The sequence below is a fragment of the Pantoea pleuroti genome (genome assembly GCF_014156615.1).
In the GTDB taxonomy this organism is placed as follows: Bacteria; Pseudomonadota; Gammaproteobacteria; order Enterobacterales; family Enterobacteriaceae; genus Pantoea; species Pantoea agglomerans.
The window spans coordinates 655,821-669,419 of the sequence record NZ_SBFD01000002.1; the positions used below are offsets into that span (position 1 = coordinate 655,821).

The 13,599-nt window shown below is 53.1% G+C and carries 12 protein-coding genes; 3 read left to right on the top strand and 9 right to left on the bottom strand.

The window, feature by feature from the left end; translation table 11 throughout:
• The first annotated feature begins 13 nt into the window (after positions 1-13).
• Positions 14-709: a 7-cyano-7-deazaguanine synthase QueC gene (gene queC / locus EPG66_RS07135; RefSeq protein WP_031592184.1), complete on the top strand. Its 696-nt coding sequence runs from the start codon at positions 14-16 to the stop codon at positions 707-709.
• A gap of 50 nt (positions 710-759) precedes the next feature.
• Here the strand turns inward: queC and EPG66_RS07140 are convergent, their stop codons facing one another.
• The 9 genes from EPG66_RS07140 to bolA form a co-directional block, all read right to left on the bottom strand.
• The gene (locus EPG66_RS07140; RefSeq protein ID WP_010671209.1) at positions 760-1,158 is read right to left on the bottom strand and encodes a YbgC/FadM family acyl-CoA thioesterase; all 399 of its coding nucleotides are present in this window, start codon (positions 1,156-1,158) and stop codon (positions 760-762) included.
• A gap of 100 nt (positions 1,159-1,258) precedes the next feature.
• On the bottom strand, positions 1,259-1,612 hold the full coding sequence (locus EPG66_RS07145; RefSeq protein ID WP_010255849.1) for a ComEA family DNA-binding protein: 354 nt from the start codon (positions 1,610-1,612) through the stop codon (positions 1,259-1,261).
• A gap of 140 nt (positions 1,613-1,752) precedes the next feature.
• A complete protein-coding gene (gene ppiD / locus EPG66_RS07150) occupies positions 1,753-3,621 on the bottom strand; it encodes a peptidylprolyl isomerase (RefSeq protein ID WP_182686341.1) in 1,869 nt (622 codons plus the stop codon).
• A gap of 247 nt (positions 3,622-3,868) precedes the next feature.
• Positions 3,869-4,141, bottom strand: coding sequence for a nucleoid-associated protein HU-beta (hupB, locus tag EPG66_RS07155; RefSeq protein ID WP_009091701.1), 273 nt, complete (start codon positions 4,139-4,141; stop codon positions 3,869-3,871).
• Positions 4,142-4,355: 214 nt separating this feature from the next.
• Positions 4,356-6,710 carry an endopeptidase La gene (lon, locus tag EPG66_RS07160; protein ID WP_010255415.1) on the bottom strand — a complete coding sequence of 785 codons (2,355 nt, stop codon included), beginning with the start codon at positions 6,708-6,710 and terminating at the stop codon, positions 4,356-4,358.
• A 186-nt stretch (positions 6,711-6,896) separates the two neighbouring features.
• Positions 6,897-8,168, bottom strand: coding sequence for an ATP-dependent protease ATP-binding subunit ClpX (clpX, locus tag EPG66_RS07165; RefSeq protein WP_010671205.1), 1,272 nt, complete (start codon positions 8,166-8,168; stop codon positions 6,897-6,899).
• A gap of 134 nt (positions 8,169-8,302) precedes the next feature.
• Positions 8,303-8,926 (bottom strand): ATP-dependent Clp endopeptidase proteolytic subunit ClpP, encoded by a 624-nt coding sequence (gene clpP / locus EPG66_RS07170; protein WP_010255410.1) that lies wholly within the window; start codon positions 8,924-8,926, stop codon positions 8,303-8,305.
• A 336-nt stretch (positions 8,927-9,262) separates the two neighbouring features.
• Positions 9,263-10,567 carry a trigger factor gene (gene tig / locus EPG66_RS07175; RefSeq protein WP_010255408.1) on the bottom strand — a complete coding sequence of 435 codons (1,305 nt, stop codon included), beginning with the start codon at positions 10,565-10,567 and terminating at the stop codon, positions 9,263-9,265.
• A 293-nt stretch (positions 10,568-10,860) separates the two neighbouring features.
• Positions 10,861-11,175 carry a transcriptional regulator BolA gene (gene bolA, locus EPG66_RS07180; RefSeq protein WP_008924895.1) on the bottom strand — a complete coding sequence of 105 codons (315 nt, stop codon included), beginning with the start codon at positions 11,173-11,175 and terminating at the stop codon, positions 10,861-10,863.
• Between the two features lie 286 nt (positions 11,176-11,461).
• Here bolA and EPG66_RS07185 point away from each other — a divergent pair, with 286 nt between their 5' ends.
• The gene (locus EPG66_RS07185; protein WP_010255406.1) at positions 11,462-12,040 is read left to right on the top strand and encodes a lipoprotein; all 579 of its coding nucleotides are present in this window, start codon (positions 11,462-11,464) and stop codon (positions 12,038-12,040) included.
• Between the two features lie 57 nt (positions 12,041-12,097).
• Positions 12,098-13,588 carry a muropeptide MFS transporter AmpG gene (ampG, locus tag EPG66_RS07190; RefSeq protein WP_083068806.1) on the top strand — a complete coding sequence of 497 codons (1,491 nt, stop codon included), beginning with the start codon at positions 12,098-12,100 and terminating at the stop codon, positions 13,586-13,588.
• Positions 13,589-13,599 lie beyond the last annotated feature (11 nt).

The following is a 13,599-nucleotide window of genomic DNA, read 5'->3' on the forward strand; positions in this document are numbered from 1 at the left end:
TCAGGAAAACACCATGAAACGCGCTGTTGTAGTTTTCAGCGGTGGACAAGACTCCACTACCTGCCTGATTCAGGCCTTAGAGCAATATGATGATGTTCATTGCGTCACTTTCGACTATGGACAACGCCATCGGGAAGAGATCGATGTGGCCCGCGACCTGGCGATTAAACTGGGCGCACGTGCGCACAAAGTGCTGGATGTCACCATGCTGAACGAACTCGCCGTCAGCAGCCTGACGCGGGATAACATTCCGGTGCCGGCTTATAATCCCGAGGCCAGTGGATTACCCAGTACGTTTGTGCCGGGACGCAATATTCTCTTTCTGACGCTGGCCTCGGTCTACGCTTATCAGGTCGAAGCGGAAGCGGTGATCACTGGCGTCTGTGAGACCGATTTCTCCGGCTATCCCGATTGTCGCGATGAGTTTGTCAAAGCGCTGAACCATGCGGTGTCGCTTGGCATGGCGCGCGATGTTCGTTTTGAGACGCCGCTGATGTGGCTCAATAAAGCGGAAACCTGGGCGCTGGCGGATTACTGGCAGCAGCTTGCGCTGGTACGCGAGCAGACGCTGACCTGCTATAACGGCGTAAAAGGTGACGGATGTGGTGAGTGTGCAGCCTGTCATTTACGGGCCAATGGCCTGCAGGGTTATCTCAACGATCGTGCTGGCGTAATGGCAGCAATGAAAGCAAAAAGCGGTCTTAACTAAGACTGTCTGACGTGGCGGCAGAGAATCTGGTTTGCCGCCTTTTTATCGGCTCATGCCATCAGACGCATCAGTCGCTCGCGTAACTCCCCTTCCAGCGCAACCGCCTTCTGAGTCCGCAAATCAATACAGACAAAAGTGAGTGCGGCATCCGCCACCACGGTCTCCTGACCTGCCAGTAAAACCCGCTGCGCAATAATGCCGCTTTTGCCATTCAACTGCGTGATCTCACTGTCGATAGTCAGTACGTCGCCCAGCACGGCCGGGCGACGGTAGTTGATGTTGATGTTTACCACCACAAAAGCCAGTTTCTGCTCCTGCAACCAGTGGAATGCTTCCACCTCTTCCAGCCACTCCCAGCGCGCCTCCTCCAGAAACTCAAGATAGCGCGCATTATTGACGTGCTGATAGACATCCAGATGATAGCCGCGCACTTTTATGGTGGTCTGCATGGTCATGCTCTCCTGCTGCTGTGAATTAACTGGTTGGACCTGTTCACTTTAGCAGAGTCGCCTGTCTATCGTGGGTTAAGCATCACAGATGTGTACTGCTTCACAATTTCAGCCGGGCCGCATTTCGCTCTATCAGCGCATTGCCGATTCCCGGCACTTCACTGAGTTGCTGAATCGCGCTAAATGGTCCGTACTGTTCGCGATAGCTCACAATCGCCTGCGCCTTTTTCAGCCCCACCCCATTCATAACGGCAGAGAGCTGTTCGGCTGTTGCTTCATTGATGCTGACCTGCTCCTGCTGTGGCTGCGCGGCGGCTTCCGGCTTCGACGCAGGGTGTGAGCTCTGCGTGACGGCTGCGCTGACAGGTTCAGGTGCCGCAGAGACGCTGCTGTGACAGAGTGCGCCGCCCAGCGCGAGTGAAAGATAGAAGGCAACGAGTTTAGGTTTAGCCATGCTGTGTTTCTCCTTGTGTGTAAACAGCAGCGACAGAGTGGCACTACTGCACGCAAGGCTCAAAAGCGGGATTTCAGAAATGGAAAAGGCCGCGAATGCGGCCTTTGATTGTTACAGTCGTTGCGCAGTTTCTGCGAGGCTTACTGCATTTGTGCGGCAGCGCCGTACTTAATTTTGGCCTCTTTACGCAGGTTTTGCAGTAACGCTTCAAACGCCAGTTGCGCATTATTCTGCGTGACGCCTTTGACCATTTCGTCAATCTGCGCCTGCGGCATGCTGCCGGTTTTAACTTTATCAACCGCCACCAGTACCACATTGCCCTGCATATCTTCGCTGACACCCCAGGAAGGTTTATTTTCCGCAGGCTGAGGCAGGTTAAAGGCAGTCTGTGCCACCGGATCCTGCGCATTGCGATCAACGGTCTTGCTGGCGCTCAGCGTCAGACCTGCGGCAGTCAGCGCATCCTGCTTACCGGCTTTGAGATCGGCCAGCAGTTTATCGGCCTGAGCTTTCGCCTGCTGCGTCGCTTTATCATGCTTAAGCGTGTCAGTGATCTGCGCCTTAACCTGCTCAAGCGGTTTTACCGCTTCCGGTTTATGCTCACTGATACGCAGCACAAAGGCACGATCGCCATCGACAGTGATGATATCGGAGTTGTTGCCCGGCGCGCCGTTTTGCCCGACCAGACCCCCGTTAAAGATCGCCTGCTTCACCGCATCGAAGTTAAGCTCATCTGGCAGCGAATCCTGACTGAACCAGCCAGTCTCTTTCGCTTTCAGACCAGAAGCCTGCTCTGCACCCGCCAGTGACTCATTGTCATTGCTGGCCGCTTCGCTGACTTTCTGTTGCACTTTGTAGAAGGCATCAACGCCCTTCTCCTGCTTCACTTTCGCTGCAATGGCGCTGCGCACTTCATCCAGTGGCTTAACCTGCTCTGGCTGAATATCGTCAAGACGAACCACCAGGAAGCCCACTGAAGATTTGATGACGCCTGACATCTGGCCTTTCTCAGTCAGACCGGCATTTTTCAGTTCATCCGGAGTCGTAGAGGGCTCAAGCCAGCCCATATCGCCGCCCTTACGCGCAGAGATCGGGTCAATGGATTTGGCTTTTGCCACGTCAGCGAAGCTGGCACCTGCTTTCAGCTGCGCCAGAACCGCATTGGCATCGGCTTCAGTTTTGGTCTGAATGACGCTGTAGCGCGTACGCTGTGGCTGTGAATAGTCCGCTTTATGCTGGTCGTACCAGGCCTGAATATCGGCCTCGCTGGCATCCTGCTGCATGCTGGCCGCATCCATCAGGAGGTAGCTGACACGGAACTGCTCTGGTGCCATAAAACTGGTTTTATGTTGCTGATAATACTGGCTGATTTCGTCGTCAGTAACGGCCTGTTTCGCCGCCAGTGCATTGACGTCCAGCGTCGCCTGTCGAATCTCACGCTGCTGTGAAACCAGGTCCACCAGTTTGCTGGCTTCGCCTTTCAGCGTGAAGTCGGTGTTAGCCACGGCATTGATCAGCTGTTGACTAGAGAGCTGCTTACGCAGCGCTTCGGCATACTGGTCGGCGCTGAAGCCCATATTGCTGATCAGACTCAGATATTTGGCATTGTCGAATTTACCGTTGGTCTGAAAAGCCTGCTGATTGAAGATAGCCTGCTTCACCTGATCGTCGCTGATGCTGAGGTGGAGATCTTTGATGTAGCTATCAAGCAGCGCCTGATCGATTAACTGCGACAGCGCCTGCTGGCGAATCTGCTGCATGTAGCCATCGTTGCTGGCCAGCTGAGAGAACTGATCGCCCAGCATCTGCTGCTGACGACTGCGCTCGCTGTTGAACGCCTGCTCCAGCTGTCCCCGACTAATCTCCTGGCCGTTAACTTTGGCCGCATAGTCGTTATTGCCGCCAATCAGATAGTTGCCAACGCCCGTCAGCACAAAGGAGAGGATAATCAGCCCCAAAATAATCTTGAGCACGACATGGTTCGACGCCGCGCGTAAATTGTCCATCATGGTATGGCAACACTCCGCTGTAGTGTGAATGTAAAGCTCGGTCGCAATTCGCCATTGGCTGGCGACTCACGCAACTGCTGGCTTAGCTGGCAGTCTCAATCCGGTCCAGGTCCATCTTACGGCCCGATTCTCACCGGTTAAAACAAAAAAGGCACATCTGATTGATGTGCCCGTATGTTACATGAGAACGGGTTAATCGTCCTCTAATCCACTGAAGAAAATGCGTCAATGAATCTATTCGTTGTTATTAATTGACAGCGTCTTTCAATGCTTTACCAGCACGGAAGCCTGGCACTTTACCGGCCGGGATGGTGATCTCTTTACCGGTTTGCGGGTTGCGGCCGGTACGTGCAGCGCGGTCACGCACAGAGAATGTGCCGAAACCTACCAGAGCCACTTCATCACCGTCTTTCAGCGCATCTGAAACTGAGCCCATAAATGCATCTAAAACACGTCCCGCTGCAGCTTTAGAAATATCAGCATCGGCAGCAATTTTGTCGATCAATTGTGACTTATTCACTCTCTTCATCCCCTCTTTTATTATTTCACATCGTACCCTGCATCCGGCAGGGTGCGAACGCGCAGCAAGTTATATCAAGCCTGTGGAGCCGAAACAACGGAATTTCTCTGAGAACGTCGCGTCGGCAGCCACCTAAATTAACGGCACAAAAAAAAGCTGGCAAGCGCCAATTGCCTTGCCAGCTCCGCTTTTTAACGGTTTTTGCCGTTAATCACTATTTTGCTGTTACGACCTGCATACCGTATGGCGCATTTTCCAGTGCCAGATTCAGCACCTCTTCAATGCGTTTCACCGGATGGATCTCCAGATCGGCAATCACGTTCTGTGGAATCTCTTCCAGGTCGCGCTTGTTGTCGTCAGGGATCAGCACGGTTTTAATGCCACCACGGTGCGCTGCCAGCAGTTTCTCTTTCAGCCCGCCAATCGGCAGCACCTGACCACGCAGGGTGATCTCACCGGTCATCGCCACATCCGCCCGCACCGGGTTACCGGTCAGACAGGAGACCAGCGCAGTACACATGGCGATACCGGCACTTGGACCATCTTTCGGCGTAGCGCCTTCAGGTACGTGAACGTGAATATCACGTTTTTCGTAGAAGTCACCATTGATGCCAAGCTTCTCGGCACGGGCACGCACCACGGTAAGCGCAGCCTGAATCGACTCCTGCATCACTTCACCCAGAGAACCGGTGTAAGTCAGCTTGCCTTTACCTGGTACGCAGGCGGTTTCGATGGTCAGCAGATCGCCACCCACTTCGGTCCACGCCAGACCCGTTACCTGACCCACACGGTTTTCGCTGTCCGCACGACCGTAGTCGAAGCGCTGAACCCCCAGGAAATCCTTGAGGTTTTCGCCATTGATGGTGATGTGCTTTTTCGTCTTGTCCATCAGCAGTGATTTCACCGCTTTACGGCACAATTTCGACAGCTCACGCTCAAGGCTACGCACACCGGCTTCACGGGTGTAGTAACGGATAATGCCCACAATCGCGCTGTCTTCAACCGTAATTTCATTGGCTTTCAGGGCGTTGCGCTCAATCTGTTTGGTCAGCAGATGCTGCTTAGCGATGTTCAGTTTTTCATCTTCGGTGTAACCCGACAGACGAATCACTTCCATACGGTCCAGCAGCGGTGCCGGGATGTTCATTGAGTTCGATGTAGCAACGAACATCACATCAGAAAGGTCATAGTCGACTTCCAGATAGTGGTCGTTGAACGCAATGTTCTGCTCAGGATCAAGCACTTCCAGCAGCGCTGAAGCCGGATCGCCGCGCATGTCAGATGACATTTTGTCGATTTCATCCAGCAGGAACAGTGGGTTTTTAACCCCGACTTTCGCCATTTTCTGGATTAATTTACCCGGCATAGAGCCGATGTAAGTACGACGGTGACCGCGGATTTCAGCTTCATCACGCACGCCACCCAGCGCCATACGCACATATTTGCGTCCGGTCGCTTTGGCGATCGACTGACCGAGAGAGGTTTTACCTACCCCTGGCGGTCCGACCAGGCACAGAATCGGCCCTTTGATTTTGCTGACGCGACTCTGAACCGCAAGATACTCAAGAATACGATCCTTCACGCGCTCCAGCCCGTAATGGTCGGTATCCAGCGTCTCCTGCGCTTTACGCAGATCTTTCTTCACTTTGCTGCGCGCGTTCCACGGAACCTGAACCATCCAGTCGATATAGCCGCGAACCACAGTCGCTTCAGCGGACATCGGGGACATCATTTTCAGCTTCTGCAGCTCAGCTTCCGCTTTCTCGCGCGCTTCTTCCGGCATTTTTGCCGCATCGATTTTGCGTTTTAACGCTTCGTACTCGTCGGGCGCGTCGTCCATCTCGCCCAGCTCTTTCTGAATCGCCTTCATCTGCTCATTCAGATAGTACTCGCGCTGGCTCTTCTCCATCTGCTTCTTAACACGGTTGCGAATACGCTTCTCAACCTGCAGCAGATCGATTTCAGATTCCATCATCGCCATCAGATATTCCAGACGTTCGTTGACGTCGGACATCTCCAGCACAGACTGTTTGTCTGCCAGCTTCAGTGGCATATGTGCTGCGACGGTGTCGGCAAGGCGGGCCGCATCGTCAATGTTGTTCAGCGAGGTTAAAACCTCGGGTGGGATCTTTTTGTTGAGTTTGATGTAGCCTTCAAACTGATTGATCGCCGTACGCACCAGCACTTCCTGCTCGCGCTCTTCGATCTCTGGCGAAACCAGATATTCAGCTTGTGCCACAAAATGGTCACCGTTATCGGCCAGCGTCGTAATGTGGGCGCGCTGTAAACCTTCGACCAGGACTTTGACGGTGCCATCCGGCAGTTTCAGCATTTGTAATACTGATGCAACGGTCCCTACTGAGAAGAGATCGTTAATGCCAGGTTCATCCGTTGAAGCCTCTTTCTGTGCGACCAGCATGATTTTTTTATCATGATCCATTGCGGCTTCAAGGCACCGAATTGATTTTTCCCGGCCAACAAACAACGGAATTACCATGTGCGGATAAACCACCACGTCGCGCAGCGGCAACACGGGGATTTCAATGCGTTCAGAACGCTCAGGATTCATAGAGCTCTCTCTTTGTTTAATGTCCGCCAGGTGATGGGAACCGCATCAGGCAGGTATGCAGTTAAACCCACAGGTATCTGAGTATATGGGGATGATTGTCCGACATTCAACGTCACAGAGGCGAGAAAAGCAAAAGGGGAAACATTTTCCCCTTTTTTATTACTACAGGATGGACGATCTGTTTAATTATTCGCCAGATGCCTGGGCTTCATGCTTACCGTAGATCAACATGGGCTCAGACTGACCTTCAATAACTGATTCATCAATCACTACTTTTTCCACGTCATCCATGGAAGGCAGGTCATACATCGTTTCCAGCAACGCGCCTTCTACAATTGAACGCAGACCACGTGCACCGGTTTTACGTGACATCGCTTTCTTAGCAATGGCGGTTAACGCCTCGTCACGGAACTCCAGCTCAACGCCTTCCAGGTTAAACAGCGCCTGGTACTGTTTGGTCAGGGCGTTCTTCGGCTCACGCAGAATCTGAATCAGCGCTTCTTCGCTCAGCTCGCTCAGGGTCGCAACAACAGGCAGACGACCGATAAACTCAGGGATCAGACCAAATTTGATCAAATCTTCTGGTTCACACTGCGCAAGCAGTTCGCCTTCGCTGGCTTTCTGCGATTTACCTTTCACGGTCGCGCCGAAGCCGATACCGGATCCGGTTTCCACACGCTGGGCGATCACTTTATCCAGACCGGCAAATGCGCCGCCGCAGATAAACAGAATTTTAGAGGTATCAACCTGCAAAAATTCCTGCTGCGGATGCTTACGTCCACCCTGCGGAGGAACGGCAGCCACGGTGCCTTCAATCAGTTTAAGCAGTGCCTGCTGTACGCCTTCGCCTGACACGTCACGGGTAATCGACGGGTTATCAGACTTACGTGAGATCTTATCGATTTCATCGATGTAAACGATGCCGCGCTGTGCTTTCTGTACGTCGTAGTCGCATTTCTGCAGCAGTTTCTGGATGATGTTTTCAACATCTTCACCCACGTAACCGGCTTCAGTCAGTGTGGTGGCATCAGCCATGGTGAACGGCACATCCAGCAGGCGTGCCAGCGTTTCTGCCAGCAGCGTTTTACCACTACCGGTCGGGCCAATCAGCAGAATGTTGCTTTTGCCCAGCTCGATACCATTGCTGGTATCACCGTTGCGCAGACGCTTGTAGTGGTTGTAAACCGCAACCGCCAGCACTTTCTTCGCTCTTTCCTGACCGATGACATAATCATCGAGGTGATGGCGAATTTCATGTGGGGTTGGCAACGCACTACGTTCACGATGCGGGGCAACTTCTTTAATCTCTTCGCGAATGATGTCGTTGCACAGGTCAACACACTCATCGCAGATATACACTGACGGCCCGGCAATCAGCTTTCGCACTTCATGCTGGCTTTTGCCGCAAAAAGAGCAGTACAGCAACTTTCCTGAACCGTCTTTGCGCTTATCTGTCATCAGTTAACCTCTTCTTGTTCTCATGCCATACCCGCGTACGGCTCAGGCCGTGCAGAGACGGCCGAAATTCATTCAACCCATAATAGTACCGTTGTCCTGTTAACTATAGACCAGGGACAACGGTAAGTCGGGTCTTATTGGCGATGCGTCAGAATTGAATCGACTAATCCATACTCTACCGCTTCATTTGCAGAGAGGAAACGGTCACGCTCGGTGTCACGCTCAATTTCTTCCAGCGTTTTACCGGTGTGCTCAGCCATCAGCTCATTCATACGCTGCTTAACTTTAAGGATTTCGCGCGCATGGATCTCAATGTCTGACGCCTGACCCTGATAACCGCCCAGCGGCTGGTGGATCATCACACGTGAGTTTGGCAGACAGAAACGTTTGCCTTTGGTCCCCGCCGTCAGCAGGAAAGCGCCCATAGAACAGGCCTGTCCCATACAGATAGTGCTGACATCCGGTTTGATAAATTTCATGGTGTCGTAGATCGACATACCGGCCGTGATCACACCGCCTGGCGAGTTAATGTAGAGATAGATATCTTTTTCCGGGTTTTCAGCTTCCAGAAACAGCATCTGCGCCACAATCAGATTAGCCATGTGGTCTTCGACCTGGCCGGTCAGGAAAATGACGCGCTCTTTAAGCAGACGGGAGTAAATGTCGTAAGAACGCTCACCACGCGAAGTTTGTTCAACCACCATTGGCACCAGCGCATTGTGCGGTGCTGTATATTCACGATCGCCACTGTATGACATTACCGTCTCCTGGATAAATTTCATTGGCAACATTCTGTACCGATTCTACGTAAGACGCGCGGGAAACTCCACGCCGCGCCTTTTTCCGACACCTTCAGGACGGTTAATCAGCCAGCCTCACTCTCATTTCTGCATACTCCCTGTATCTGGGGATGCTGCACGCATGTTTCAAGCATAACAATCTTTTCCCTGTTCGCTAACCCGGAAAAAGCGATGCGTGAATAATTCGCCTGTTTATTAAACAAATAGCGGCGAAGTGTGGCTATCCGGACGCAAAACACAAAAAAGCCCGCGACTTTTCAGTCACGGGCTTAGCACAGACGGTTAAATGCGTGATCAGGCCTGAGCGGTCTGATTCATCAGATCCTGGAAGTTGGTCTCTTTCTCGGTCACTTTAGCTTTCGCCAGGACCGCTTCAACCGCTTGCTCTTCCAGCGCAACGTTGCGCATATTGTTCATCAGCTCATTATTCTTGCTGTAGAACTCGATGACTTCCTGCGGATCTTCATACGCAGAAGCCATCTCTTCGATCATGGTGCTTACGCGTGCTTCGTCAGCTTTCAGCTCGTGGGTACGAATCACTTCGCCCAGCAGCAGACCGACAACAACACGGCGTTTAGCCTGCTCTTCGAACAGTTCGCGTGGCAGTTCCAGCGCCTGCTGTTCGTTGCCACCGAAACGCTGTGCAGCCTGACGACGCAGAACGTCGATTTCGCTGTCAACCAGCGCAGCTGGCACGTCGATTTCGTTCGCTTCAACCAGACCGTCGATTGCCTGAGTTTTGATGCGATTACGGATCGCGCCTTTCAGTTCGCGATCCATGTTCTTACGCACTTCAGTACGCAGACCGGCAACTGAACCATCTTCAACGCCGAAACGTTTGATGAACTCTTCAGTCAGCTCTGGCAGTTCGCGCGTTTCAACTTTCTTCAGCACGATCTCGAACTTCGCATCTTTCCCTTTCAGGTTTTCTGCGTGGTAGTCGTCCGGGAATTTCACGTCGATAGTGAAAGTTTCGCCCGCTTTGTGACCCACAACGCCTTCTTCAAAGCCTGGGATCATGCGGCCCTGGCCCATGGCCAGAACGAAATCAGAGGCTTTGCCGCCTTCGAACTCTTCACCGTCCACAGAACCGTTGAAATCGATAGTGGCACGATCTTCCGGACCTGCAGCAGCGTCGCTTTCGATCCAGTTGGCCTGCTGCTTGCGCAGGGTGTCCAGCATGGTATCAACGTCAGCATCAGTTACTTCAACGACAGGTTTTTCGACTTCGATGTTTTCCAGGCCTTTCAGCTCAACTTCCGGATAGACTTCGAATTCAACCGCGTAGGTGAAATCCTGACCTTCTTTGTATTCGCCTGGCACGTAATTAGGTGCGCCAGCCGGATTAATTTTTTCTTTGATGATGGCGTCAACAAAGTTGCGCGTCATCAGCTCGCCCAGCACGTCCTGACGGACAGAAGCGCCGTAACGCTGTGCCACGATGTTCATCGGCACTTTGCCTTTACGGAAACCATCGATGCGAACTTTCCTGGCAACGTCAACCAGTTCTTTTTTTACAGCGCTTTCGATGCTGTCAGCAGCGACAGTAATCGTAATGCGACGGCCCAGGCCCTGAGTGGTTTCTACAGAAACTTGCATCTTGTTACCTCAAAAAATCACGTGCTCGGTCAACTTCAGACACCACACATAGTGAAATGCGCCGTATCCAACAACCGGGACGGCTTCCGTGAAGAGAACCTGATCCCTGTTACCAGAAGCGTCCCGAAGACATTCCGGAAAAATAGACGCAGCATTATAGCGGCATCGCTGGAATGAGTCGAGGATGCTAACTCACCACTTTTCAGCAGGTTTGCTGCTTTTTTGAGCCAGGGATCGCGTTTTTCGCTAAATAACAGAAAAAACGGCCCGCAGGCCGTTTCAGAGAAAGGAGATCAGGCGAGTGTTCCGGCACCACGACAGTTAGGCGAAGCCAGTACGGTATCCTGCAATCCTTCCCACTCTTTCAGGGTATAAGTATGCAGGGCAAGGGCATGTACGCTGCCCGCTAACTCAGCGGCCAGTTCGCCATAAATCAGGCGATGACGCGCCAGAAAGCGCTGGCCTGCAAAGCAGTCGCTGACAATAACCACTTTGAAGTGACTTTCCGATCCGGCAGGAACGTTGTGCCGGTAACTTTCGTCATGCACTTCCAGATGAGCTGGCTGAAACGCCACACGCAGCTTTTCTTCTATTTGTTCCCGGATCATGGCTATTACTCCTCAATGGCGAGCGCAGTGCCCCATCTCATTCAATCTTAGTCGCTTTTAGTGCGCTTACCCGCAAGCGTACGCTAAATATTGCATTTTATGTCAGACCGCTTCCGGCACGCATAATAACGCAGCTGAAACGAACAGCAAACCGACCTGTCAGAGAAGGGGCTTAAAACGGTTTCAGACACAATTTCCCCGGCAACAGGGCTTTTTTCACTGCCGGGCAATGCTATGATGACCGCAGTTTTTGCAAACCAACCCCCTGACACCAACGAGAAAAAGTATGTTGAAAAAACTGTTATTCCCACTGTTGGCTGCGTTCATTTTAGCCGGCTGTGCAACCAGCAATAATACCCTGACTATCCAGCCTAAAATTCAGTTACCGCAGCAGGACCCAGGCCTGATGGGCGTGACTGTCAGCATCAACGGTGCCGATCAGCGTAAAGATCAGGCGCTGGCAAAAGTAAACCGCGATGGTCAGTTAGTGACCTTAACGTCATCGCGCGACCTGCGTTTCCTGCTGCAGGAAGTGCTGGAGAAGCAGATGACGGCACGCGGCTATATGATTGGTCCTAATGGCGCGGTCGATCTGCAGATTGTGGTGAACAACCTTTATGCCGACGTCACTCAGGGCAATGTGCGCTACAGCATCACCACCAAAGCGGACATCTCTATTATCGCAACAGCGAAAAACGGCAACAAACAGGTTAAAAACTACCGTCAGACTTACAGCGTAGAAGGCGCGTTCAACGCCAATAACCAGAAGATTACCAACGCGGTGAACGCCACTATGAGCGATGTGATCGCGGATATGGCTCAGGACACCAGCGTCAACGACTTCATCAAGCAGAACGCCCGTTAATTCAGTCTCTCCTCTGCCCTGCCTTGCGCAGGGCTTTTTGTTATCTGCAGGATCCGCATGAACCACTATCTTCGCCTCTTCAGCCAGAAAAACGCCGCCGTATTGCTGCTTCTAGGTTTTGCTTCCGGACTGCCGCTGGCCCTGACATCGGGCACGTTGCAGGCGTGGATGACGGTGGAAAATGTCGACCTGAAAACCATCGGCTTCTTTTCGCTGGTCGGCCAGGCCTATGTCTTTAAGTTTCTCTGGTCACCGATGATGGACCGCTATACGCCGCCGTTTCTGGGCCGGCGTCGCGGCTGGTTACTGGTCAGTCAGCTGGCGCTGGTTGGCGGGATAATCGCGATGGGATTTCTGCAACCGGGACGCGATCTTACCCTGATGGCCGCGCTGGCCGTGCTGATTGCCTTCTGCTCCGCCTCACAGGACATCGTTTTTGACGCATGGAAAACGGACATCCTGCCGCCTGAAGAGCGTGGCAGCGGCGCGGCGATTACCGTGCTGGGTTATCGACTGGCGATGCTGATTTCCGGCGGGCTGGCGTTGTGGCTGGCTGACCGCTATCTCGGCTGGCAGGCAACCTACTGGCTGATGGCGCTGATGATGGTGCCGGGCATTATCGCCACGCTGGTGGCGAGCGAGCCAGATACCCGTATCTCCACACCCCATTCACTGCGTCAGGCGGTGGTCGATCCGCTAAAAGATTTCTTTCAGCGCAACAACGCCTGGCTGCTGATTACCCTGATTATTCTTTACAAGCTGGGCGATGCATTCGCCGCCTCGCTGACCACCACCTTTTTGATTCGCGGCGTGGGCTTCAACGCCGGTGACGTTGGTCTGGTCAACAAGACGCTGGGTCTGCTGGCGACCATTATCGGCGCGCTCTATGGCGGCGTACTGATGCAGCGTCTGAGCCTGTTCCGGGCGCTAATGATTTTCGGTCTGCTGCAGGCTGTCTCAAACTTTGGTTACTGGCTGCTGGCGGTGACCGACAAACAGTTGTGGAGCATGGCCAGCGCGGTCTTTGTTGAAAATCTCTGTGGCGGCATGGGCACCGCGGCCTTTGTGGCGCTGTTAATGACGCTGTGCAATAAATCGTTTTCCGCTACCCAGTTCGCCCTGTTGTCGGCGCTCTCAGCGGTTGGTCGGGTCTATGTGGGCCCGGCGGCGGGCTGGCTGGTGGAACTCTGGGGCTGGCCGACCTTTTATGCTTTCACGGTGATGGCGGGTCTGCCAGGCCTGGTGCTGCTGGCTTTCTGCCGACAAACATTGAATCAGGTCGAGCAAAGTGGCAATTTTCTGACACGTAGCTACTATCCTCAAGGCTATCGCTGGACTAATCGTCTGTTTGCAGCCGGATGCGGCGTGCTGGCGCTCTGGCTGGTGGCTCTGGCACTGAATGCGTTGGGCGTGACGGCGCTGACACCGCTGCTTACCCGCCTGTTTGAGCTGGGTATGACACTCTCCCTGCTGGCGGTGCTTTCGGGGGTGTTGCTGGACTATCGGGCGCTGAAGAGAACCCCTGCGTTGCCTGCATCAGATGCTTAAGTGAAATCGAT